The following is a 20,384-nucleotide window of genomic DNA, read 5'->3' as shown; positions in this document are numbered from 1 at the left end:
AACAACAAAGAACTATAGTGGACGAATCAGGTTTTCATTTTGCAATTATCTAGTGACAGTATAAAGCTATTACAAATCACGGATACTCATCTGTTTGCTGCAGATGAGGGCAGCTTGCTGAGCGTAAGAACTGCCGACAGCTTCTCTGCCGTGGTGCAAGAGATTCTCCATCGTCAGGTGCAGTTTGACTACATATTAGCAACTGGTGATATTTCGCAAGATCATAGTGCCGAATCTTATCAGCGTTTTGCTGAAGGTATCGCACCGTTGGAAAAAGATTGTTTCTGGCTTCCTGGTAATCATGATTACAAGCCCAACATGGGCAGTGTTCTGCCATCTCCTCAAATTCAATCTGTTGAGCATCTTATGCTCGGTGAGCACTGGCAGTTGATTCTTTTGGATTCTCAGGTCGTTGGTGTACCCCATGGGCGATTAAGCGATCAACAGCTGACACTACTTGAGGAAAAGCTCGCAGAAAATCCACAGCGACATACTTTGGTCCTTTTGCACCACCATCCTCTATTGGTTGGCAGTGCCTGGTTAGATCAGCATACATTGAAAGATGCGGAAGCGTTTTGGCAAGTTGTGAATCGTTTTTCGAACGTAAAAGGCATTTTATGCGGCCATGTCCACCAAGATATGAACGTTTTGGATAATGGCATCCGTGTGATGGCTACGCCATCAACTTGCGTGCAGTTCAAACCAGATTCCGATGACTTTGCACTTGATACTGAGTCACCAGGTTGGCGAGAACTTGAGTTGCACAGTAATGGTGACATTACGACCGAGGTCAACCGTTTACCAGATGGCCAATTTCAGCCGGACTTTACCTCAAACGGCTACTAATCATTATCATGCCCGAACCTTATGTTCGGGCTTACTTTTTTAACGTGAGGCGATCATGAGCAAACCTTCTTTGCTGCTTTATATCCATGGCTTTAACAGCTCGCCGCTTTCCATGAAAGCGAATGTAATGAAAGCGTTCTGTGAACAGCAGCGACCGGATATTAAGGTTATCGTGCCTCAGCTACCGTGTTTCCCTCAACTTGCGGCTCAATACTTACTAGATATCGTTGAGCAGCATCAAGACGACTATAACATTGGTCTCGTTGGTAGCTCATTAGGTGGTTACATGTCGACTTGGTTGAATGCAAAATTTGGCTTTCGAGCTGTGGTTGTAAACCCAGCGGTCAAGCCTTATGAATTGCTGGTGGATTACCTTGGTGAGCAAACCAACCCGTATACGCACGAAACCTATACACTTGAAGCTTGTCATATTGACGAGCTAAAAGCACTTGATGTACAAAGCATCGCGTCGCCTGAGTCTTTCTGGTTGTTACAGCAAACGGAAGACGAGGTATTGGACTATCGCCAGGCCGTAGAAAAGTTTGCGCAAGCGAGACAAACGGTAGAAGAAGGCGGTGATCACAGTTTTATCGGCTTTGAGCGTTATCCTGCTCAAATCATTGAATTCCTAAAACTGTAATACTAACGAGACGATTGGAATAGGCTCATAGTTTTCATTGCTATATCCAACCGTTTCTTGACATAGTTGGCATGCTTTCCGACTATGTTTTGCCAAAAAGAACTTAAGGGTATGAAGCCCTGACTACTTTGTTATGCATAACCTTGCCAATGCTAAGGGTGCAGACGGGGTAGCTTTTTCGTTTTTCGAATATGGTTCGCATCATTGCGAAGCTCGGGAAACAAGTAAACTTTGAGAACAATTCCGTAATATGACTGAACAATATAATGCTGGTGCCATTGAAGTACTGAATGGCTTAGAGCCAGTACGTCGCCGACCAGGGATGTATACGGATACAGCGCGCCCAAACCACTTGGGCCAAGAAGTTATCGATAACAGTGTCGATGAAGCGCTTGCCGGACATGCCTCAAAAGTACAAGTCATCCTACATGCTGACCAATCATTAGAAGTGATCGATGATGGTCGAGGCATGCCTGTTGATATCCACCCAGAAGAAAAGGTATCAGGTGTTGAACTGATCCTATGTAAGCTTCACGCAGGTGGTAAATTCTCTAACAAGAACTACCAATTCTCTGGTGGTCTGCACGGTGTAGGTATCTCTGTAGTAAACGCGCTATCTAAGCGTGTTGAAGTGACAGTCCGTCGTGATGGTCAAGTGTATGAGATTGCATTTGAGCATGGTGATAAGGTATCTGATCTAACGGTTACGGGCACATGTGGCCGTCGCAACCGTGGTACCAGTGTACACTTCTGGCCAGATGCAAAGTACTTTGATTCTGCAAACTTCTCGGTAACACGTTTGGTGAATAACCTACGTGCGAAAGCAGTACTTTGCCCGGGTCTAGAGATTACGTTTACCGATAAAGTAAACAACAAAGACTACAAATGGCACTACGAAGATGGTCTTAAAGACTATCTAGCGGAAGGTGTGAAAGGTTATCCAGTTCTCCCTGAAGAACCATTTACTGGTGAGTTCTCAGCAGAAACTGAAGCAGCAAACTGGGCGGTGATCTGGCAGCCAGAAGGCGGCGAGATGATCACGGAAAGTTACGTGAACCTTATCCCAACCGCACAGGGTGGTACGCACGTTAATGGCCTGCGCCAAGGTTTGCTCGATGCAATGCGTGAGTTCTGTGAATTCCGTAACTTATTGCCTCGCGGCGTGAAGCTAACGGGTGATGACGTTTTCGACCGCTGTTCTTACGTTCTGTCAGTTAAGATTCAAGATCCGCAATTTGCCGGTCAGACCAAAGAGCGTCTGTCTTCTCGTCAGACGGCTGCCTTTGTCTCTGGTGTCGTAAAAGACGCATTCAGCCTTTGGTTGAACGAAAAGCCGCAGCTGGCTGAACAGTTAGCGGAAGTGTGTATCGCTAACGCACACCGTCGTATGCGCGCGAGCAAAAAGGTTGTACGTAAGAAGGTCGCATCAGGTCCTGCACTGCCAGGCAAACTGACCGACTGTTCTGTACAAGACCTTAACCGCACCGAAATCTTCTTCGTAGAGGGTGACTCGGCGGGTGGTTCTGCTAAACAAGCACGTGATCGTGAGTTCCAAGCGGTGATGCCATTGCGCGGTAAAATCCTGAATACGTGGGAAGTCTCTGCAGATCAAGTTCTGGCTTCTCAAGAAGTGCACGATATCTCGGTAGCTTTGGGTATCGACCCAGACAGTGACAACCTAGACAGCCTTCGTTACGGTAAGATCTGTATCCTTGCCGATGCGGACTCGGATGGTCTACACATCGCAACGCTATTGTGTGCACTGTTTACTCGTCACTTCCGTGCGTTGGTTGAAGCTGGCCATATCTACGTAGCGATGCCGCCTCTGTACCGTATCGACTGTGGTAAAGAAGTCTTCTATGCCCTAGACGATGACGAAAAAGATGGCGTACTAGAGCGCTTGTCGAAGAAGAAAGCCAAAATCAACGTGCAACGATTCAAAGGTCTGGGTGAGATGAACCCACTTCAGTTGCGCGAAACAACCATGGATCCAAATACTCGTCGTCTGGTTCAGTTAACCATTGATGACTCAGCGGCGACCATGGAAATGATGGATATGTTGCTTGGTAAGAAACGAGCAGATGACCGTCGTTCTTGGCTACAAAGCAATGGCGATATGGCAGAGGTTTAACGGATGTCTACAGAAATTACTTATGATGGCGTTGAACAGTTGCCAATGCGCAAGTTCACTGAAGACGCTTATCTGAACTACTCGATGTACGTAATCATGGACCGCGCATTGCCATACATTGGCGATGGTCTGAAACCGGTTCAACGACGCATCATTTACGCAATGTCGGAGCTTGGTCTTTCGGCATCAGCAAAATACAAAAAATCCGCACGTACCGTTGGTGACGTGTTGGGTAAATACCACCCGCACGGTGACTCTGCATGTTACGAAGCGATGGTATTGATGGCGCAGCCATTCTCTTACCGTTACCCATTGGTTGACGGTCAAGGTAACTGGGGTGCGCCAGATGACCCGAAATCATTCGCAGCAATGCGTTATACCGAAGCAAAACTGTCTAAGTTTGCCGAAGTACTGTTAGGCGAATTAGGTCAGGGTACAGTTGAATGGCAACCTAACTTTGATGGCACGATGAAAGAGCCACAAATGTTGCCTGCACGTCTGCCTCATATCCTGCTAAACGGTGTAACCGGTATCGCAGTAGGTATGGCGACGGATATTCCACCTCATAACGTTCGTGAAGTGGCGGATGCGACCATTCATTTGATCGACAACCCGAAGGCGGAACTGCCTGATGTGATGCAGTTCGTTAAAGGTCCGGATTACCCAACAGAAGCGGAAATTATCTCGCCACAAGCAGATATTGAGAAGATTTACCGCAACGGTCGTGGCAGCATCAAGATGCGCGCGGTATGGCACAAAGAAGGTTCAGATATCGTAATCACTTCTCTGCCACACCAAGTATCAGGTGCAAAATTACTTGAGCAAATCGCTAACCAAATGCGTGCTAAGAAGCTGCCAATGGTTGACGATCTTCGTGATGAATCGGATCACGAGAACCCGACGCGTATCGTTGTGGTTCCGAAGTCAAACCGCGTTGATTGCGATCTGTTGATGAACCACTTGTTCGCTTCTACGGATCTTGAGCGCAGCTACCGCGTTAACTTGAACATGATTGGTTTGGATAACCGTCCTCAAGTTAAAGGTCTGGTACAAATTCTGTCTGAGTGGATCGAGTTCCGTCGTACGACTGTACGTCGCCGTCTACAACATCGCCTAGACAAAGTAATGGCTCGTCTACACATCTTGGAAGGTTTGTTGGTTGCTTACCTAAACCTAGATGAAGTGATTGAGATCATTCGTACTGAAGACGATCCAAAAGCAGTGCTGATGGAACGCTTTGGCATTACCGATATCCAAGCGGATGCAATTCTAGATACCAAACTTCGTCATCTAGCAAAACTAGAAGAGATGAAGATCCGTGGTGAGCAAGACGAGCTAGAGAAAGAACGTGAGAAGCTAGAACAGCTACTAGGTTCTGAGCGTCGTCTGAACACACTACTGAAGAAAGAAATCAAAGCAGACGCAGAGAAATATGGTGATGACCGCCGTTCTCCAATGGTTGAACGTGCAGAAGCAAAAGCATTGACTGAACGCGACCTAGTACCAAGTGAGCCAATCACGGTTGTGCTTTCTGAGAAAGGCTGGATTCGTCACGCGAAAGGTCACGATGTGGATGCTGAAGGCTTGAGCTACAAGTCTGGTGACCAATACTTAGCACATGCGCGTGGTAAGAGTAACCAGCAAGCGGTGTTCTTTGGCAGTGATGGTCGAAGCTACTCACTTGAGTCGCATTCATTACCGTCTGCAAGAAGTCAAGGCGAGCCAATTACAGGTCGTTTGAATATCACCGCAGGCAGCAATATTCGCCAAGTGATCATGGGTGAAGAAGATCAGCTATGGCTGGTGGGTTCTGATGCTGGTTACGGCTTTGTATGTAAAGGTTCAGATTTGCTATCTAAGAACCGCAGCGGTAAAGCATTGGTGACTCTACCTGCAAACTCTGAGGTGATGACACCAAAGACGATTGCAGACTTGGATTCAGATGAAATTCTAGCTATTACGAATCAAGGTCGTATGCTGTTGTTCCCAATCAAAGACCTACCGCAATTAGCGAAAGGTAAGGGTAACAAGATCATCAACATCCCAGCAGCGAAGGCGAAAGAACGTGAAGAGGTGCTTTCTCACTTGATGGCTCTGCCACAAGGTGCGTCTCTTACACTTTATGCAGGTAAGCGAAAGTTAGGTTTGAAACCTGCTGATCTTGAGAACTTCCGTGGTGAACGCGGACGTCGAGGCAGCTTGCTACCGCGAGGTTTGCAGCGCGTAACTCGAATTGAAATTGAAATGGGTGGAAGCTCAGAGGTTTCAGAAGAGCCGAGCGATAGCGAATAACGCACAAACAAAAATCCCAGCCAATGGCTGGGATTTTTTATGCTTCTTGTTTGTCTTCGGCGATGGTTACTTTCAAATTCATTTCTTTACCCTTGCGGATAATACCAACATCAACGCTGGTGCCTGGACGCAAGTCAGTAACAATATCCATCACACTTTGACGACCTTGCACCTTGGTTCCGTTAATGCTGATAATAATGTCCTGCTTTTCAAAGCCAGCCGCACTTGCAGGTCCATTTGGATCGATCCCTAAAACGACAATACCGCCGATGTGCTCATTCCCCAGTAAGCGAGCCGTCACTGCATTAATATCTTGCCCATCAATACCAATATAGCCACGAATCACACGACCATCTGCGATGATCTTCTGCATGATCTTGTTTGCTAGAGGGGCTGGGATTGCAAAGGAGATACCGTAGGTTTCAAGATCGGTCGCTTGCTGGAAAGAAGCGGTATTGATGCCAACCAGTTCTCCCTGAGTGTTGACCAAAGCGCCACCGGAGTTACCCTCGTTGATTGCCGCGTCGGTTTGGATAAAGGCTTGGCGACCATCACTGATCGATGAACGACCTGTTGCTGAAATAATGCCGAAGGTAGTGGTTTGGCCTAAGTTGTAAGGGTTGCCAATTGCTAGGACGACATCACCAACTTGAGGCTGATATTCTGGATTGAGTGGTATGACTGGGAGGTTGGAACCTTCGACACGCAAGATAGCAATGTCGGTACGTTTGTCTGTTCCAACCAATTGGGCTGCAGCAGCACGGCCATCTTGTAATGCGACTACGATTTGATCGGCTTGAGCGACGACATGGTAGTTAGTAATAATGTAGCCTTTCTCACTGACGATAACGCCAGAACCTAAGCCTTGAGTCGAAAGTTTACTGCGATCGTTTTCCACATACTTACGGCTGTAGATATTGACCACAGCAGGGGCTGCTTTTCTGACGGCCTGATTAAAAGAGACTTCCAGTGACTTAATATTACTTGGCTGAACGTCAAGAGCCTCTGGGATGATATTGCTACGCAAAGAAGGTACGGCCAATAGAACAACCGCCGCAGTCGCGAGACCTAAAAAAACAGAACGTAACAAAAAGTTCAGCATACCCACTCCATGCTTTGTAGAACAACTCAAATTAGAGACAAGAAGAATAGCATTACATTGAAAAATAACAAAAGGGCAGTATGTAAACATACTGCCCTTTATAGACGCTACTCAAAGGATTAGCGGATAACGAGGTAAATAGTACGATCTCCTCGTTGGATGTTCAGAGCCAATACCCCTTTATGTTTCTCGGTAATTGAGCGCAGTTCAGCTAAATTCTTCACTCTTTGACGGTTTACACCAATAATGATGTCATCTTTTTGCAGCTGGTATTGAGCTGCCGGTGAGTTTTCAACTACGTTAGTAACTTTGACACCTTGAATACTATCACTTGGTGTGGTGTTACCTAATTCTGCGCCTTTGAGGCCATCGTGTAAGGTCTCAGCCTTGGCTTTGATATTGGTGGACTCGCCCAACGTCACGTCGAAGTCCTTTTTCTTACCATCGCGGATAACGCCAAGTGTTATCTCTTTCCCGGCCCCTAAGGTGGCTACTTTTGCTCGTAACTCAGAGAAGGTATCAATCGACTTTCCGTTAACGGAAACAATCACGTCTCCCGCTTTTAGCCCAGCTTTATCTGCGGCACTGTCTGGCACAACTTGGCTAACAAAAGCACCTTTACTTGACTCATAGCCTAGAGCTTCTGCAAGTTCAGAAGTAACTTCGCCACCTTGAACGCCCAACATACCGCGTTTCACTTCACCAAACTCTAAAATCTGGTCAGTAAGGTTTTTCATCATATTCGATGGGATAGCAAAGCCAATGCCGACATTGCCACCATTTGGACCAAGAATAGCAGTGTTGATACCGATCAGCTCACCGTTAAGGTTAACCAAAGCACCGCCTGAGTTACCGCTGTTGATGGCCGCATCGGTTTGAATGAAGTTTTCGAAGTTTTCGACATTCAATCCGCTTCGTCCCAAAGCTGATACGATGCCGGAAGTGACGGTTTGACCTAGCCCAAATGGGTTGCCAATCGCAACGCTAAAGTCTCCGACACGGAGCTTGTCTGAGTCTGCAATTTTTATCTGGGTAAGGTTTTTTGCCGTCTCAAGTTTTAGCAATGCAATATCTGACATCTCGTCACCGCCAATGAGTTTTGCATCGTATTCTCGGCCGTCATATAGACGTACTCTTATGTCGTCTGCCCCTTTAATGACATGGTAGTTGGTGACGATCTGTCCTTTTTGGGCATCAATGATGACGCCAGAACCTAAACCTCGGAAAGGGCGTTCTCTGGTTTGCTCTGTTGGAAATTCAGGACCGAAGAAGAACTGAAACTGCTCTGGTATACGACTGGTTTGAACCTGCTTGCCTTCCACGGCAATACTGACGACTGCCGGAGTCACTTTCTCCAACATTGGCGCAAGGCTAGGTAATTGCTCACCATCAACACTCAATGGAAGTGCAGCGGTAGCGGTAACTGGTGTGATGATTGAACTCAAGCTTAAAGATAGAACGGTTAGCGCAAGCAAAGGTTTTTTCATCCAATAACTCCTCTGTTTAACAGGTCTGCCAAAAGAAATATCTTCATCAAATCCATTATGGGGATTGGTGTTGATAGTCAAAAGGGGCCGGCAGGTTGTTATGGAGTTTAGAACATTGATGTTGGAAAAAAGTTCAAACTAGAGAGGAAGGAAATGACAAAAAGTACAATTATTAGGAAAAGAAAAAACCCAAGTATCACAGTTCGTGTGTGATTACTTGGGTTTACATGACGTTTATGAAGCTTTAGCTGCTACTAATTCTGGAGCTTCGATGACTTCCTTTTCTTGATCTTTAAGCAGTCCGGTTGCGCCATTAGCATAGTCTTTAGGCTGTTCATTTGCGTCTTCTTGTTGCTCTTCTGCTACATCAGTCGACATCGCTGTTTTCTTATCAAACGGGTTGTCTTGCTCCGGCAGGTTAGGAAGAAGTTCAGCAGATGTCTTCGCCATATGTTGGTATAGCTTGGTGTAGTCTTTACCTAAGGTATCCAACATTTCTGCAGTCTGTGCAAAGTGATCGACAAGCTCTTGGCGTTGTTGCTCTAATTGGAATTTCGCGGCTTCTAGCTCTTTATGAACTGATTTTTGCTTCTTATATTCTGGGGTGGTTAGTCTGCTTATGACTACGCCTACAATTGTACCGACCAGCAAACCCACAATGGCATAAATCCAAGGCATAACTGCTCCTTATAGTTGTTTTAACAAGTTTTTTACTACTTAGTTACACGCGGTGCATGTCCATGTTACTATGCCTTGCACAGTCGATAAAGAAAAATAGAAGCCCTGTTTATGGAGTGCAAGCACTTCTACAGAATGATACAAACTGACTGTCGCGTGACATTATTTCTCTGTTCCTCTGATACGACATATTGCTATGACACCATTAAAACGATACGAAAAAGATATTGTAGATAATGGCTTTCAGCGTGATGAGGCCCAACATAACGCCGTTGTTGCTTTAGATAAGCTCTACCACGACATTATAGCCTTCCAAGCTGCGCCAGTTCCTCAAGTTTCTAAATGGCAAAAACTATTAGGTAAGAAGCCTGAACTTCCAGAACCTCCCAAAGGATTGTATTTTTGGGGTGGTGTTGGGCGTGGGAAAACATATCTAATGGATACCTTTTATGACTCCCTTCCAACAGAGAAGAAGATGAGAGTTCACTTCCATCGATTTATGTATCGAGTCCATGATGAACTTAAGCGTCTAGGCGAAGTGGAGAATCCGTTATCTAAAGTCGCTGATTTGTTTAAGAAAGAAGCGGATATAGTTTGCTTTGATGAGTTTTTCGTGTCTGACATTACCGATGCAATGATTCTGGCAACTTTGCTACAAGAAATGTTTAAACGCCAAATGGTATTAGTGGCAACATCGAATATCGAGCCTCAGAACCTCTATCGAAATGGCTTACAACGAGCGCGTTTTATGCCAGCAATCGCAATGATTATAGAAAGATGCGAAGTGTTGAATGTAGATAGTGGTGTTGATTATCGCCTGCGTACATTAGAGCAGGCGGAGATTTATCACTACCCACTGGATGAACAAGCGTCCGTTAACCTCAAGCACTACTACCAGCAATTGATTGGCGAAAGAAAAGTTGCAGTAAGCAGCATTGAAATTAACCATCGCGAAGTGGCGGTGATTGAAGCTAGTGATGGCGTGCTACACGCTTCTTTTGAGCAACTATGCCAAACGCCCCGCAGTCAGAATGACTATATTGAATTATCTCGTATCTACCACACGGTATTGCTGGCAGATGTAAAGCAGATGGACCGTAAGATAGATGATGCCGCGCGACGCTTTATTGCATTGGTGGACGAGTTCTACGAGCGTAACGTCAAACTGATTATTTCTGCAGAAGTGGCGATGGATTCCCTTTATGCGCAAGGGCAGTTGGAATTCGAGTTTAAACGTTGTCTGTCTCGATTGACCGAGATGCAGAGCCACGAATACCTCGCTAGAGAGCATCTGGCGTAAAAATCAGCAACTCATCTTAAAAAAGTGAAGAAAAAATTCGTGATTTAACGCAAAAAAAGGTGATTTTTTCTTCGCTCTTCTCTATAATCCTGCGACCCACCGTTACTGCAGACCTGATTATCGAAGTTATTTCGACATAGAAGGTCGAGAGAACCAACGACTCGAAGGGGTGATGACTGGGCTCTTAGACAGTGTGGGAGCACTATTGGGTGTTCCTTAAAGTTTAAATTTTAATTAACGGGTTATTATTAGCATGAAAACTTTCGTTGCTAAACCAGAAACTGTAAAACGCGACTGGTACGTTGTAGACGCAGAGGGTAAAACTCTTGGTCGTCTAGCAAGTGAAATTGCATCTCGCCTACGTGGCAAACACAAAGCTGAATACACTCCTCACGTTGACGCTGGTGATTACATCATCGTTATCAACGCTGAGAAAGTTGCTGTAACTGGCAACAAAGCTAAGAACAAAGTGTACTACCGTCACTCTGAGTTCCCAGGTGGTCTAAAATCTATCACTTTTGAAAAGCTGATCGATCGTAAACCTGAGATGGTTCTTGAGCTTGCAGTTAAAGGCATGCTTCCACGTGGTCCTCTAGGCCGTGCTATGTACCGTAAGCTTAAAGTTTACGCAGGCGCTGAGCACAACCATGTTGCTCAACAACCACAAGTACTAGACATCTAATTGGGGATTTCGAAAATGGCAGAGAATCAATACTACGGCACTGGCCGTCGCAAAAGCTCAGCTGCGCGTGTTTTCATCAAACCAGGCAGCGGCAACATCGTAATCAACAAGCGTAGCCTTGATGAGTACTTCGGTCGTCCAACTTCTCGTATGGTTGTTAAACAACCTCTTGAGCTAGTTGAACTAACTGAGAAGCTAGACCTATACGTTACTGTTAAAGGTGGCGGTATTTCTGGTCAAGCTGGTGCTATCCGTCACGGTATCACTCGCGCTCTTATGGAATACGATGAGTCTCTACGTCCTACTCTACGTGCAGCTGGTTACGTTACTCGTGACGCTCGTTGCGTTGAACGTAAGAAAGTTGGTCTACGTAAAGCACGTCGTCGTCCACAGTTCTCTAAGCGTTAATTTCCTCTTATCGGAAATTATGCTGGTCCAGAGTTACTCTGGATACTGTGTACCAAAGCTCGGCTATATGCCGAGCTTTTTGTTTTTCAGAAGTCGGCATTTATTCATTTTCCTCCTTTCGCACTCATTTTTACTCCTTCACTTAATATCCTCGCAACATTTACTCTCTCTAATGATGAGTTTTTACGCCTTACTCGTGCTACAAAGTTTGAGTAACAAAAGTGGCGATAACCTTCACATTCTTGAAATATCTTCCTGTCTAAGCGACGGAAAATAACCGGAATACAAGGCTTTTTCTCGAATATTCAGGCGTTCTTCGTTTCGCTTTCTTGTTACAAATCACATCTATTTTTTATAATTCTGCCGCTTTTGTGACGGCGTGAGCGATTTGCCTCACAATTGTTACAAAAAGGTAGCTTTATCTTGTCAAAAAGTAGGGTTTTCTTTATCATTTCCCTCCAATAAATAGAACTAAATTCATTATTAGTTAGCCATGCTCTTATAAGCGGAATAACAACGATCCAAAGGGAGCAAATGGGAGAATGTTTGGATGAGCAACGCGCCTTTAAATAACGGTCGCAGGCGTTTTCTAACCGCTACAACGGCAGTTGTTGGTGGATTAGGGGCAGCTGCCGTCGCCGTGCCTTTTATCAAATCATGGAATCCGAGTGCCAAAGCGAAAGCTGCGGGTGCACCGGTGGAAGTGGATATCAGCAAAATTGAAGCTGGCCAGATGGTCCGTGTTGAGTGGCAAGGTAAGCCTGTATGGGTTGTACGCCGTACTCAAGAAGTGGTCGATAACCTTAAGAACATCGATGGACAGCTTCGTGACCCACAATCAGAAATGGAACAACAACCAGTTTATGCTCAGAACGCACATCGTTCGATCAAGCCTGAGTATTTCGTGGCGGTTGGCTTCTGTACTCACTTAGGTTGTTCACCTACCTATCTACCGGATACGTTCGCAGAGCAAGTTCAAGGCGTTAAGTCTGGCTTCTTCTGTCCGTGCCACGGTTCTAAATTTGATATGGCTGGTCGAGTGTTCCAGGGTGTACCTGCACCGCTGAACCTTGTGGTTCCTAAGCACATGTATTTGAGTGATACGAAGCTCATTATCGGTGTTGATGAGGGAGACGCATAATGCAAGCACTATTAGACTGGGTTGAAAAACGACTTCCAGCGATGAATGCTTATAAAAAGCATTTGTCGGAATACCCAATGCCGAAGAACTTTAACTTTTGGTACCTTTTCGGTTCTCTGGCAATGTTGGTATTGGTTAACCAAATCCTGACGGGTATTTGGCTGACTATGAACTACGTTCCTTCTGGTGAAGGCGCGTTTGCTTCTATCGAATACATCATGCGTGACGTGGAGTACGGTTGGCTGCTACGTTACATGCACTCAACTGGCGCGTCAGCGTTTTTCGTTGTGGTTTACCTGCACATGTTCCGTGGTTTGATTTACGGTTCATACCAGAAGCCTCGTGAGCTACTTTGGATCTTCGGTATGTTGATCTTCTTAGTTCTAATGGCGGAAGCTTTCATGGGTTACCTATTACCATGGGGTCAGATGTCATACTGGGGTGCTCAGGTTATCATTTCTCTGTTCGGTGCGATTCCAGTTATCGGTGATGATTTGACGCTTTGGATCCGTGGTGACTACATCATCTCTGGTGCAACGCTGAACCGTTTCTTCGCACTTCACGTAATTGCATTACCTATCGTTCTGCTTCTTTTGGTGGTACTGCACGTATTGGCGCTACATGAAGTTGGCTCAAACAACCCTGACGGTATCGAAACTAAGCTACCAAAAGGCTCGATGGGCGACGATTACCAATCGCAATTTAAGTTCCACGATTACTACTCGAAGAAATACGACATCATCGATTCGATTCCTTTCCATCCGTACGGTACGGTTAAGGACTTGGTTGGTGTGGCTGGTTTCTTGTTCTTCTTCTGTTACGTGCTGTTCTTTAACCCTGAGATGGGTGGGTACTTCCTTGAGCCGCCTAACTTTGAAGCTGCAAACCCACTGAAGACACCTGAGCATATCGCTCCTGTATGGTACTTCACTCCGTTTTACGCAATCTTGCGTGCGGTTCCTGACAAGCTATTGGGTGTAATCCTAATGGGGGCGTCAATTGCAGTATTGTTTGTTCTACCTTGGTTGGATCGCTGTAAAGTACGTTCGTACCGTTACCGTAGCAAAATCCACCTATTGAATATTGTTCAGTTCACTATCGCCTTTATTGCTCTGGGTATTTTGGGTGCACTACCGGCAACGCCGCTTTACACGATTCTGTCTCAGATCTTTAGCTTGTGTTACTTCATGTTCTTTGTACTGCTGTTCTTCTACAGCAAAAATGAAGCGACCAAACCATTACCAGAGAGGGTGACATTCAAATGAAGAAGTGGATTGTAATTCTATTTGCTATGTTGCCATCTCTAGCGATGGCAGCGGGTGCCAATGTTCCGCTAGATAAAGCAAACGTGGACCTATCGGATAAAGCTTCGCTGCAAAACGGCGCGAAGCTATTCATGAACTACTGTTTTGCTTGTCACTCAACGCAATACCAGCGTTATGAGCGAGTAGCAACGGACTTGGATATTCCAATTGACCTAATGAAAGAAAACCTGATTTTCGACCCTGAGGCGAAAGTTGGTGACCTGATGGTTAATGCGATGCCTGCGAAGCAAGCAGGGGACTGGTTTGGTGCTCCGCCACCGGATCTAACTCTAGTAGCTCGAGTGCGTGGTGCGGATTGGTTATACACTTACCTACGTGCATTCTATGTTGATCCATCCCGCCCATTCGGCGTGAACAACATGGTATTCCCAAGTGTTGGTATGCCGCATGTTCTTGAAGAGCTTCAAGGTATTCCTACACCAGTTTACGGCACGAAAGTCGTTGACGGTGAGGAAGTACAAGTGGTCGTTGGCACTGAAACGGACGGTACAGGTGAATTAAGCTCTGGTGAGTACGATAAAGCTGTTGGTGATCTAGTTAACTTCCTAGTTTACTCAGGTGACCCAGTTAAACTTGAGCGTCATGCGATGGGTTGGTGGGTTATGGGCTTCCTAGTTCTACTAACAATAGTTGTCGTGATGCTCAAGAAAGAGTATTGGCGTGATGTGCATTAATTGTGCTATCATACCGTGCTAATTCCCAATTTTAATTGATGGATAATGGAGGCTTAGCCTCCATTATTTTTATTTGTAAGTGTACTGGAGGGCTCCATGGCTGTAGCTGCCAATAAACGTTCTGTGATGACTCTTTTCTCAAGTGCATCAGATTTGTATAGCCATCAGGTTCGCATCGTACTAGCTGAAAAAGGCGTAAGTGTTGAAGTAGAGCTTGTTGATGAAGCTAACCTTCCTGCTGAGCTTGTTGAGCTAAACCCATACAAATCAGTGCCAACTCTTGTTGACCGTGAGCTAGCTCTTTACGATTCGAAAATCATCATGGAGTACTTGGACGAGCGTTTCCCTCATCCACCTCTAATGCCTGTTTACCCAGTTGCTCGTGGTAACAGCCGTCTGATGATGTACCGTATTGAACGTAACTGGTACTCACTCGCTGAGAAAGTTATGAAGGGCAACGCAGAGGAATCAGAAAAAGCACGCATTAAACTGCGTAACGATCTTCTGACTCTAGCGCCAATCTTTGCTGAGTATGAATACTTCATGAGCGAAGAATTCAGCCTAATTGACTGCTACCTAGCTCCGTTATTGTGGCGTTTACCACAACTAGGTATTGATCTAATTGGCCCAGGTTCAAAAGAGATTAAAGTTTACATGAACCGCGTATTTGAACGTGATTCATTCCTTGCTTCTCTGACTGAAGCTGAACGTGAAATGCGCCTAGTTCGCTAAGCGATTTAGATAACACGTTATGGATATTGCAAAAATGACTGCTCGCCGTCCGTATATGCTTCGCGCATTTTACGACTGGCTGGTAGACAATGACCTAACGCCACACCTTGTTGTTGATGCAACTCTACCAGGTGTACGTGTACCGGTTGAGTTTATTCAAGATGGTCAAATTATCTTGAATATTGCTCCGCGTGCTGTCGGTCAACTTGAGCTAGGTAATGATGCCATTACCTTTCACGCAAGATTCAGTGGTCGTCCTCATTCAGTTATTGTGCCTGTTTACGCTGTACATGCAATTTATGCGCGTGAAAACGGTGCAGGTACAATGTTTGAACCAGAAGAGGCGTACACTCATATTGAAGATGAGGAGATGGTAGAAGAAGAGCAGGCACCGGCATTTAGCACGGTAAGTGACTCTTCGGAAGTGCCTCCTACTGATTCAGAACAAACTGAAGATGAAGCTCCTCGTCCGAAAGGCCGACCAAGCTTAAGAGTGATTAAATAAAAAAAGCAGCGTTATCGCTGCTTTTTTATTGCTTGTTAATTGCCAATTATTCGGTTTCTGAGATCGTTTCACCATACTGAAAACCTTTAATTACCTGCTTTACACCAGAGATATTTCTGGCGATATCAGTGGCTCTATTCGCTTGTTCAGCGGTCACGTATCCGAACAAGAAAACTTCACTGTCTTCAGTGATTACTTTAACTTTCACACCATTGAGCTCACTATCTGTAAGCAGTGCTGATTTAACCTTTGTGGTGATCCAACTGTCGTTACTTATTTCTGTAACGCTCAGCGGTTTTTTCAACTTAATTTGGTTGTGAACATTCTTGACGCCTTCTACGTCTCGAGCTTTAGACTCTAGATCATTCACTAGCGCTTGTGTTGGTGCTTGGCCCATTAATACAACTGTTCCGTTATAAGAACTAGCCACTACACGAACTTGACCTTTAAACGGGGCTTTATTTCCTAGAGCTGCAATCTCGAACTCGATGTTGTTGTCTTGCCATATCTCTTTAGTTGTACGGGTATCAGTTACTATATTGGCTGTTGTGGCAGCCCCAGCAATAAACAACCCTGCACAACCACTTAGGCTGAACATCGTAAGTAAGATGACAAGACATCGCATCATAGCGTAATACTCTCCGGCTAGTTATTCGTCGTGTGCAGGGAAAAGCACCTGATCGGTTAAATCACAAAGGCAATGCAACGTTAACATATGAACTTCATGAATACGTGCAGTTCGGTGAGAAGGAATGCGAATTTCTACGTCGTTTTCGCCAAGCAGACCTGCCATCTCACCGCCATCTTTACCCGTAAGAGCGATGATCGTCATATCACGCGTTACGGCAGCTTCCATTGCTTTGATGATGTTCTTGCTATTACCACTGGTTGAAATCGCTAGTAGGATATCGCCAGGCTGACCAAAAGCACGCACCTGTTTAGAGAAGATCTCTTGGTAGTGGTAGTCGTTGGCGACGGCAGTCAACGTTGTGTTGTCTGCTGTTAGGGCCATTGCTGGTAGGCTAGGGCGTTCAGTCTCGAATCGGTTTAAAAGGCAAGAAACAAACTGCTGAGAGTTCGACGCACTGCCACCGTTGCCACAACATAGAATTTTATTGCCATTGAGCAAACTCGAGACCATGGCTTGAGCTGCATGAGTAATGGCGTCTGGCAGTGCTTCTGCTGCCGCAATTTGAATTTGAATACTTTCTGTAAAACTGTCTTTAATGCTGTCTAGCATCGTTTATCCTTCAGAGATTGCATTTTGTATCCAGTTGATGTCTCGACCACTGTCGTGAATGGCGACCACATCAAACCGATAATCGATATTGTACGCCGAGCGCTGTTGCTGGCTTAGCCAAATTTGGGCTGTTTTGACTAGTTTACGCATTTTTGCGCGGGTGACCATTTCTGCTGCTGAGCCAAAGCTATCATTCTTACGATATTTGACCTCAACAAAGACGATAGTTTCACCTTGTTGGAAGATTAAATCAATTTCGCCGACTTTAGTCAGATAATTTTGATCTAAAAAGCGCAAACCCTGGCGCTGCAAATACTGCTTCGCCAGGGTTTCGTATTGATTACCAATTTGTCGCTTACTAAAGAGCCCCACGCTCAGCCCAGCTCAACTCGCGTTGTACGACACAGTTGTTATCAATACTTAGGGTGCCTGTTTGGCCCGGTACGGAGTAGCCTGGAACCACCTTCATTTGTGGTAATTCGCCCATCAGTTTGTAAGCATCCATACCTAGAGCCTCTAGACGTTTTTCCATATTTGACTGGTTTGGCCAAAGCTCTGTCATTTCAGCTTTCACTGTTGGGTCTGCATCAATTAGCAATGGAATATCACTGTAAATAATCCCCGTGAGATCCTCATATACAGTATCACCACTATTACTACGCGAGTTAGAGAATAGCTGCGGCGGCTTTGCGTCAGGGTTGATTGCAACTTCGATAAATGGCTTGATGAGCGTCAACTCGGAACTGCGTGCAACAATGTATACCGCATCAACATCTCTTCGGCTGCGAGGTTGAGTTTCTAGCGGGGTGCGTAGCAGTGATTGCATTTGAGCGATACGTTGCTGGCTTTCTTGTAGACCAAAAACTCCGTTGATATTTTTTTGCAATTGGCGTTTATCACCGAAGTAGCTAGTTGCCACTTTGTTTGAACTGTACTTAGCCCATTCGGCATTAAAGGCTTCAACAACACGTTGACCAAATGAACCACTTGGCGCGAGAATCATTGGGAACTGATAACCTTGGCTGAATAGGTGTTTCGCTGCTTGTGCAACTTCTTGTTCCGGTGAGAGTGCTAGGTAGCAAATTTCATTACCAGGTTGTACATCTTCTGGGATGTTGAGTGCCAAGGCTGGAATGTGTGGGCCATTTGAGGTGCCATCCAAGCTTGTTTGTAGCAAAGTCACGTTTTCTTTTTGCAATGGTCCTACAACGAAGTCGATACGATCATCGATAAGTCTTTGCTTAATTTCATCAGCGCTGTACGCATGGGTATCAATGACTGTTAGCGTAGCGTTAGGATCACGATACTCATCATTCATCATGGCAAAAATAAAGCCATCTCGAATCAATTGAGCTTGAGGGGCGAACTTACCGGTAAGCGGAAGTAATAAGGCTGTATTGTTTGGCTTAACAATCTCTAACGCCAAAATATTTTTGATTTCCGTAGGTGTATAAACGGCTGCTGGGTGCGATGGGTTTTCGCTCAACCAGCGTTCAAGCGTGTTTTTTAATTGAGGTATATTGCCTGCAAGTGTTTTCGCGTAAATTGCTAGCTGAAGCCAGCCATCTAGAACATCTTCACTCGCTTCTGTGCGTAGCGAGGTCAGCTCATATTCTGAATAACTTGCAAAGTTCATCCAGATTCGACTTGAAATAGCGGCTTGCTCAGATGGCGATGAGTACTGACTAAGAGCAACCAGTTGTCGGTTTGCATCAAAGGGTTTGTGCAAGCTTTGGAAGGCATCCGCACGGAGGGAATAATAATCTTTCCACTGCTCCGTTGGTAGTTTCCACCACGGCTGAAAGTTCAACTCTTGCAATAGCTGCTGGTAATTGCCCTGTTTCTGTTTCAACGTCGCACGTGTTAATTGCCACTCAGCTTGTTGTACGTCAGTAAGTTGTTGGCGTGAAAGACGTTTTAGTAGTAACTCAGCTTGATCGAATTCATTTGCCTGGATAGCAGCCTTAGAAGCCATAATAAGCCAGTCATTCTGTAGGCTACCTTCAGTGCTATCTGCTTGAATCATGTAGTTTTGAACTGACTGGGTTGGCTCTAGCGTAATGTCTACGCTGTCTGGTTGCTTTGGACCAGAGGAACAAGCTGCCAACGTAATTGCCAGTGCAACAGGAGTGAGTAAGCGTGGTACACTGAGTCTCTTATGGTTCATCATTGCCGTGAGTTCTCTATAATTTTGTACAAAATTGTCTCTATATTAATCGTTGAAGTGATGCTAAACAAATGACAGATAAAAATAAGTTGCCAAATGAGGGGCCAACTCTCTACATCGTACCGACTCCAATCGGAAATTTAGCGGATATCACACAACGCGCTATCGAAGTTCTGTCGAATGTGGACATCATTGCCGCAGAGGATACTCGACATACGGGCAAATTACTGTCTCACTTCAATATCCAAACTAAAACTTTTGCTTTGCATGATCACAATGAGCAGCAAAAAGCGCAAGCCTTGGTCGAAAAACTACTTTCAGGTCAGTCTATTGCTTTAGTCTCTGACGCTGGAACGCCACTAATTAGCGATCCAGGGTACCATTTGGTCACAAAATGTCGTCAAGCGGGCGTAAGAGTTGTGCCTCTTCCTGGTGCGTGTGCAGTCATCACTGCGTTAAGTGCTTCTGGTTTACCATCAGATCGTTTCAGCTTTGAAGGCTTTCTACCACCGAAAAGCAAAGGTCGTAAAGACAAGTTCTTGGAAATTGCGTCAGTGGAACGCACTTGTATCTTCTATGAGTCACCACACCGTATTTTAGACTCTCTACAAGATATGTTAGACGTTCTTGGTCCTGAACGAGAAGTTGTCTTGGCGCGTGAGCTAACGAAAACCTTTGAAACCATTCAAGGAATGCCTCTAGGTGAACTGATTGAGTGGGTCAAGAGTGATGACAACCAACAGCGCGGTGAGATGGTGCTGCTTATCCACGGTCACCGTGATTCAACCGAAGATACGTTGCCAGATGAAGCAACCCGTACGCTGGGTATTTTGACGAAAGAGCTGCCATTGAAGAAAGCCGCAGCACTTGCCGCAGAGATCTATAGCCTAAAGAAAAACGCACTGTATAAGTGGGGTTTAGAGAATCTGGGCTAGAAGCTCTCAGAACGCTGACACTTCAGGAATACTTCGCTTCGAGAGGCGAGGGCCGAGAAGTGGGCTTTAGTAGTTTCTTTCAAGAGTCGTTAGCTTTCA

20 protein-coding genes are annotated in these 20,384 nt (G+C 45.4%); 13 read left to right on the top strand and 7 right to left on the bottom strand.

The features are described 5' to 3' along the window. Positions 1-39: 39 nt before the first annotated feature. From cpdA to parC, 4 genes are all read left to right on the top strand, one after another. Positions 40-846 carry a 3',5'-cyclic-AMP phosphodiesterase gene (gene cpdA, locus BSZ04_RS21600; RefSeq protein WP_038884174.1) on the top strand — a complete coding sequence of 269 codons (807 nt, stop codon included), beginning with the start codon at positions 40-42 and terminating at the stop codon, positions 844-846. Positions 847-901: 55 nt separating this feature from the next. After that, positions 902-1,486 carry an esterase YqiA gene (yqiA, locus tag BSZ04_RS21595; protein WP_045386516.1) on the top strand — a complete coding sequence of 195 codons (585 nt, stop codon included), beginning with the start codon at positions 902-904 and terminating at the stop codon, positions 1,484-1,486. Between the two features lie 250 nt (positions 1,487-1,736). After that, on the top strand, positions 1,737-3,617 hold the full coding sequence (gene parE / locus BSZ04_RS21590; RefSeq protein ID WP_088881340.1) for a DNA topoisomerase IV subunit B: 1,881 nt from the start codon (positions 1,737-1,739) through the stop codon (positions 3,615-3,617). A 3-nt stretch (positions 3,618-3,620) separates the two neighbouring features. Then, positions 3,621-5,909: a DNA topoisomerase IV subunit A gene (parC, locus tag BSZ04_RS21585; protein WP_005447746.1), complete on the top strand. Its 2,289-nt coding sequence runs from the start codon at positions 3,621-3,623 to the stop codon at positions 5,907-5,909. Positions 5,910-5,946: 37 nt separating this feature from the next. Here the strand turns inward: parC and degS are convergent, their stop codons facing one another. From degS to zapG, 3 genes are all read right to left on the bottom strand, one after another. Continuing rightward, positions 5,947-7,011, bottom strand: coding sequence for an outer membrane-stress sensor serine endopeptidase DegS (degS, locus tag BSZ04_RS21580; protein ID WP_088881339.1), 1,065 nt, complete (start codon positions 7,009-7,011; stop codon positions 5,947-5,949). A gap of 119 nt (positions 7,012-7,130) precedes the next feature. Then, positions 7,131-8,498 (bottom strand): Do family serine endopeptidase, encoded by a 1,368-nt coding sequence (locus tag BSZ04_RS21575; protein WP_010445825.1) that lies wholly within the window; start codon positions 8,496-8,498, stop codon positions 7,131-7,133. A gap of 234 nt (positions 8,499-8,732) precedes the next feature. Next, on the bottom strand, positions 8,733-9,176 hold the full coding sequence (gene zapG, locus BSZ04_RS21570; protein ID WP_010445827.1) for a Z-ring associated protein ZapG: 444 nt from the start codon (positions 9,174-9,176) through the stop codon (positions 8,733-8,735). 196 nt (positions 9,177-9,372) lie between these two features. Between zapG and zapE the strand changes: the two genes are divergently transcribed. The 8 genes from zapE (at position 9,373) to sspB (ending at position 15,943) form a co-directional block, all read left to right on the top strand. After that, a complete protein-coding gene (gene zapE, locus BSZ04_RS21565) occupies positions 9,373-10,476 on the top strand; it encodes a cell division protein ZapE (protein WP_045386526.1) in 1,104 nt (367 codons plus the stop codon). 253 nt (positions 10,477-10,729) lie between these two features. Next, complete coding sequence (gene rplM / locus BSZ04_RS21560; RefSeq protein WP_012842158.1) at positions 10,730-11,158, top strand: 50S ribosomal protein L13; 429 nt, start codon at positions 10,730-10,732, stop codon at positions 11,156-11,158. Positions 11,159-11,173: 15 nt separating this feature from the next. Continuing rightward, positions 11,174-11,566 carry a 30S ribosomal protein S9 gene (rpsI, locus tag BSZ04_RS21555; RefSeq protein ID WP_005436094.1) on the top strand — a complete coding sequence of 131 codons (393 nt, stop codon included), beginning with the start codon at positions 11,174-11,176 and terminating at the stop codon, positions 11,564-11,566. A gap of 550 nt (positions 11,567-12,116) precedes the next feature. Continuing rightward, positions 12,117-12,707 (top strand): ubiquinol-cytochrome c reductase iron-sulfur subunit, encoded by a 591-nt coding sequence (petA, locus tag BSZ04_RS21550; RefSeq protein WP_010445834.1) that lies wholly within the window; start codon positions 12,117-12,119, stop codon positions 12,705-12,707. Further along, positions 12,707-13,972 carry a cytochrome b gene (locus tag BSZ04_RS21545; protein WP_010445835.1) on the top strand — a complete coding sequence of 422 codons (1,266 nt, stop codon included), beginning with the start codon at positions 12,707-12,709 and terminating at the stop codon, positions 13,970-13,972. Before petA ends, BSZ04_RS21545 begins: the two co-directional genes overlap by 1 nt. Continuing rightward, the gene (locus tag BSZ04_RS21540; RefSeq protein WP_010445836.1) at positions 13,969-14,706 is read left to right on the top strand and encodes a cytochrome c1; all 738 of its coding nucleotides are present in this window, start codon (positions 13,969-13,971) and stop codon (positions 14,704-14,706) included. The genes BSZ04_RS21545 and BSZ04_RS21540 overlap by 4 nt, the downstream gene beginning before the upstream one ends. Before the next feature lie 96 nt (positions 14,707-14,802). Further along, positions 14,803-15,438: a stringent starvation protein SspA gene (sspA, locus tag BSZ04_RS21535; protein WP_010445837.1), complete on the top strand. Its 636-nt coding sequence runs from the start codon at positions 14,803-14,805 to the stop codon at positions 15,436-15,438. Positions 15,439-15,457: 19 nt separating this feature from the next. Further along, on the top strand, positions 15,458-15,943 hold the full coding sequence (sspB, locus tag BSZ04_RS21530) for a ClpXP protease specificity-enhancing factor (protein WP_088881338.1): 486 nt from the start codon (positions 15,458-15,460) through the stop codon (positions 15,941-15,943). A gap of 46 nt (positions 15,944-15,989) precedes the next feature. Here the strand turns inward: sspB and BSZ04_RS21525 are convergent, their stop codons facing one another. From BSZ04_RS21525 to BSZ04_RS21510, 4 genes are read right to left on the bottom strand one after another with little or no spacing between them, the layout of a single operon-like run. Beyond that, the gene (locus BSZ04_RS21525) at positions 15,990-16,571 is read right to left on the bottom strand and encodes a BON domain-containing protein (RefSeq protein ID WP_088881337.1); all 582 of its coding nucleotides are present in this window, start codon (positions 16,569-16,571) and stop codon (positions 15,990-15,992) included. A gap of 21 nt (positions 16,572-16,592) precedes the next feature. Further along, positions 16,593-17,183 (bottom strand): phosphoheptose isomerase, encoded by a 591-nt coding sequence (locus BSZ04_RS21520; RefSeq protein WP_010445840.1) that lies wholly within the window; start codon positions 17,181-17,183, stop codon positions 16,593-16,595. Positions 17,184-17,186: 3 nt separating this feature from the next. After that, positions 17,187-17,555: a YraN family protein gene (locus BSZ04_RS21515; protein WP_038884181.1), complete on the bottom strand. Its 369-nt coding sequence runs from the start codon at positions 17,553-17,555 to the stop codon at positions 17,187-17,189. After that, entirely contained in the window at positions 17,542-19,353 is a 1,812-nt protein-coding gene (locus tag BSZ04_RS21510; RefSeq protein ID WP_010445842.1) for a penicillin-binding protein activator, read from the bottom strand. Before BSZ04_RS21510 ends, BSZ04_RS21515 begins: the two co-directional genes overlap by 14 nt. A 68-nt stretch (positions 19,354-19,421) precedes the next feature. On the opposite strand from BSZ04_RS21510, the gene rsmI reads away from it, so the two are divergent. After that, positions 19,422-20,285 (top strand): 16S rRNA (cytidine(1402)-2'-O)-methyltransferase, encoded by an 864-nt coding sequence (gene rsmI / locus BSZ04_RS21505; RefSeq protein WP_010445844.1) that lies wholly within the window; start codon positions 19,422-19,424, stop codon positions 20,283-20,285. Positions 20,286-20,384 lie beyond the last annotated feature (99 nt).

Source organism: Vibrio rotiferianus, assembly GCF_002214395.1.
GTDB lineage: Bacteria > Pseudomonadota > Gammaproteobacteria > Enterobacterales > Vibrionaceae > Vibrio > Vibrio rotiferianus.
This window is presented reverse-complemented; position numbering and strand designations above follow the sequence as displayed.

Excerpts from the sequence above, each read along its gene's own strand:
- yqiA (WP_045386516.1), top strand. The coding sequence starts at position 902 with ATGAGCAAACCTTCTTTGCTGCTTTATATCCATGGCTTTAACAGCTCG.
- parE (WP_088881340.1), top strand. The coding sequence starts at position 1,737 with ATGACTGAACAATATAATGCTGGTGCCATTGAAGTACTGAATGGCTTA.
- parC (WP_005447746.1), top strand. The coding sequence starts at position 3,621 with ATGTCTACAGAAATTACTTATGATGGCGTTGAACAGTTGCCAATGCGC.
- degS (WP_088881339.1), bottom strand. The coding sequence starts at position 7,011 with ATGCTGAACTTTTTGTTACGTTCTGTTTTTTTAGGTCTCGCGACTGCG.
- BSZ04_RS21575 (WP_010445825.1), bottom strand. The coding sequence starts at position 8,498 with ATGAAAAAACCTTTGCTTGCGCTAACCGTTCTATCTTTAAGCTTGAGT.
- zapG (WP_010445827.1), bottom strand. The coding sequence starts at position 9,176 with ATGCCTTGGATTTATGCCATTGTGGGTTTGCTGGTCGGTACAATTGTA.
- zapE (WP_045386526.1), top strand. The coding sequence starts at position 9,373 with ATGACACCATTAAAACGATACGAAAAAGATATTGTAGATAATGGCTTT.
- rplM (WP_012842158.1), top strand. The coding sequence starts at position 10,730 with ATGAAAACTTTCGTTGCTAAACCAGAAACTGTAAAACGCGACTGGTAC.
- rpsI (WP_005436094.1), top strand. The coding sequence starts at position 11,174 with ATGGCAGAGAATCAATACTACGGCACTGGCCGTCGCAAAAGCTCAGCT.
- petA (WP_010445834.1), top strand. The coding sequence starts at position 12,117 with ATGAGCAACGCGCCTTTAAATAACGGTCGCAGGCGTTTTCTAACCGCT.
- BSZ04_RS21545 (WP_010445835.1), top strand. The coding sequence starts at position 12,707 with ATGCAAGCACTATTAGACTGGGTTGAAAAACGACTTCCAGCGATGAAT.
- BSZ04_RS21540 (WP_010445836.1), top strand. The coding sequence starts at position 13,969 with ATGAAGAAGTGGATTGTAATTCTATTTGCTATGTTGCCATCTCTAGCG.
- sspA (WP_010445837.1), top strand. The coding sequence starts at position 14,803 with ATGGCTGTAGCTGCCAATAAACGTTCTGTGATGACTCTTTTCTCAAGT.
- sspB (WP_088881338.1), top strand. The coding sequence starts at position 15,458 with ATGGATATTGCAAAAATGACTGCTCGCCGTCCGTATATGCTTCGCGCA.
- BSZ04_RS21525 (WP_088881337.1), bottom strand. The coding sequence starts at position 16,571 with ATGATGCGATGTCTTGTCATCTTACTTACGATGTTCAGCCTAAGTGGT.
- BSZ04_RS21520 (WP_010445840.1), bottom strand. The coding sequence starts at position 17,183 with ATGCTAGACAGCATTAAAGACAGTTTTACAGAAAGTATTCAAATTCAA.
- BSZ04_RS21510 (WP_010445842.1), bottom strand. The coding sequence starts at position 19,353 with ATGATGAACCATAAGAGACTCAGTGTACCACGCTTACTCACTCCTGTT.
- rsmI (WP_010445844.1), top strand. The coding sequence starts at position 19,422 with ATGACAGATAAAAATAAGTTGCCAAATGAGGGGCCAACTCTCTACATC.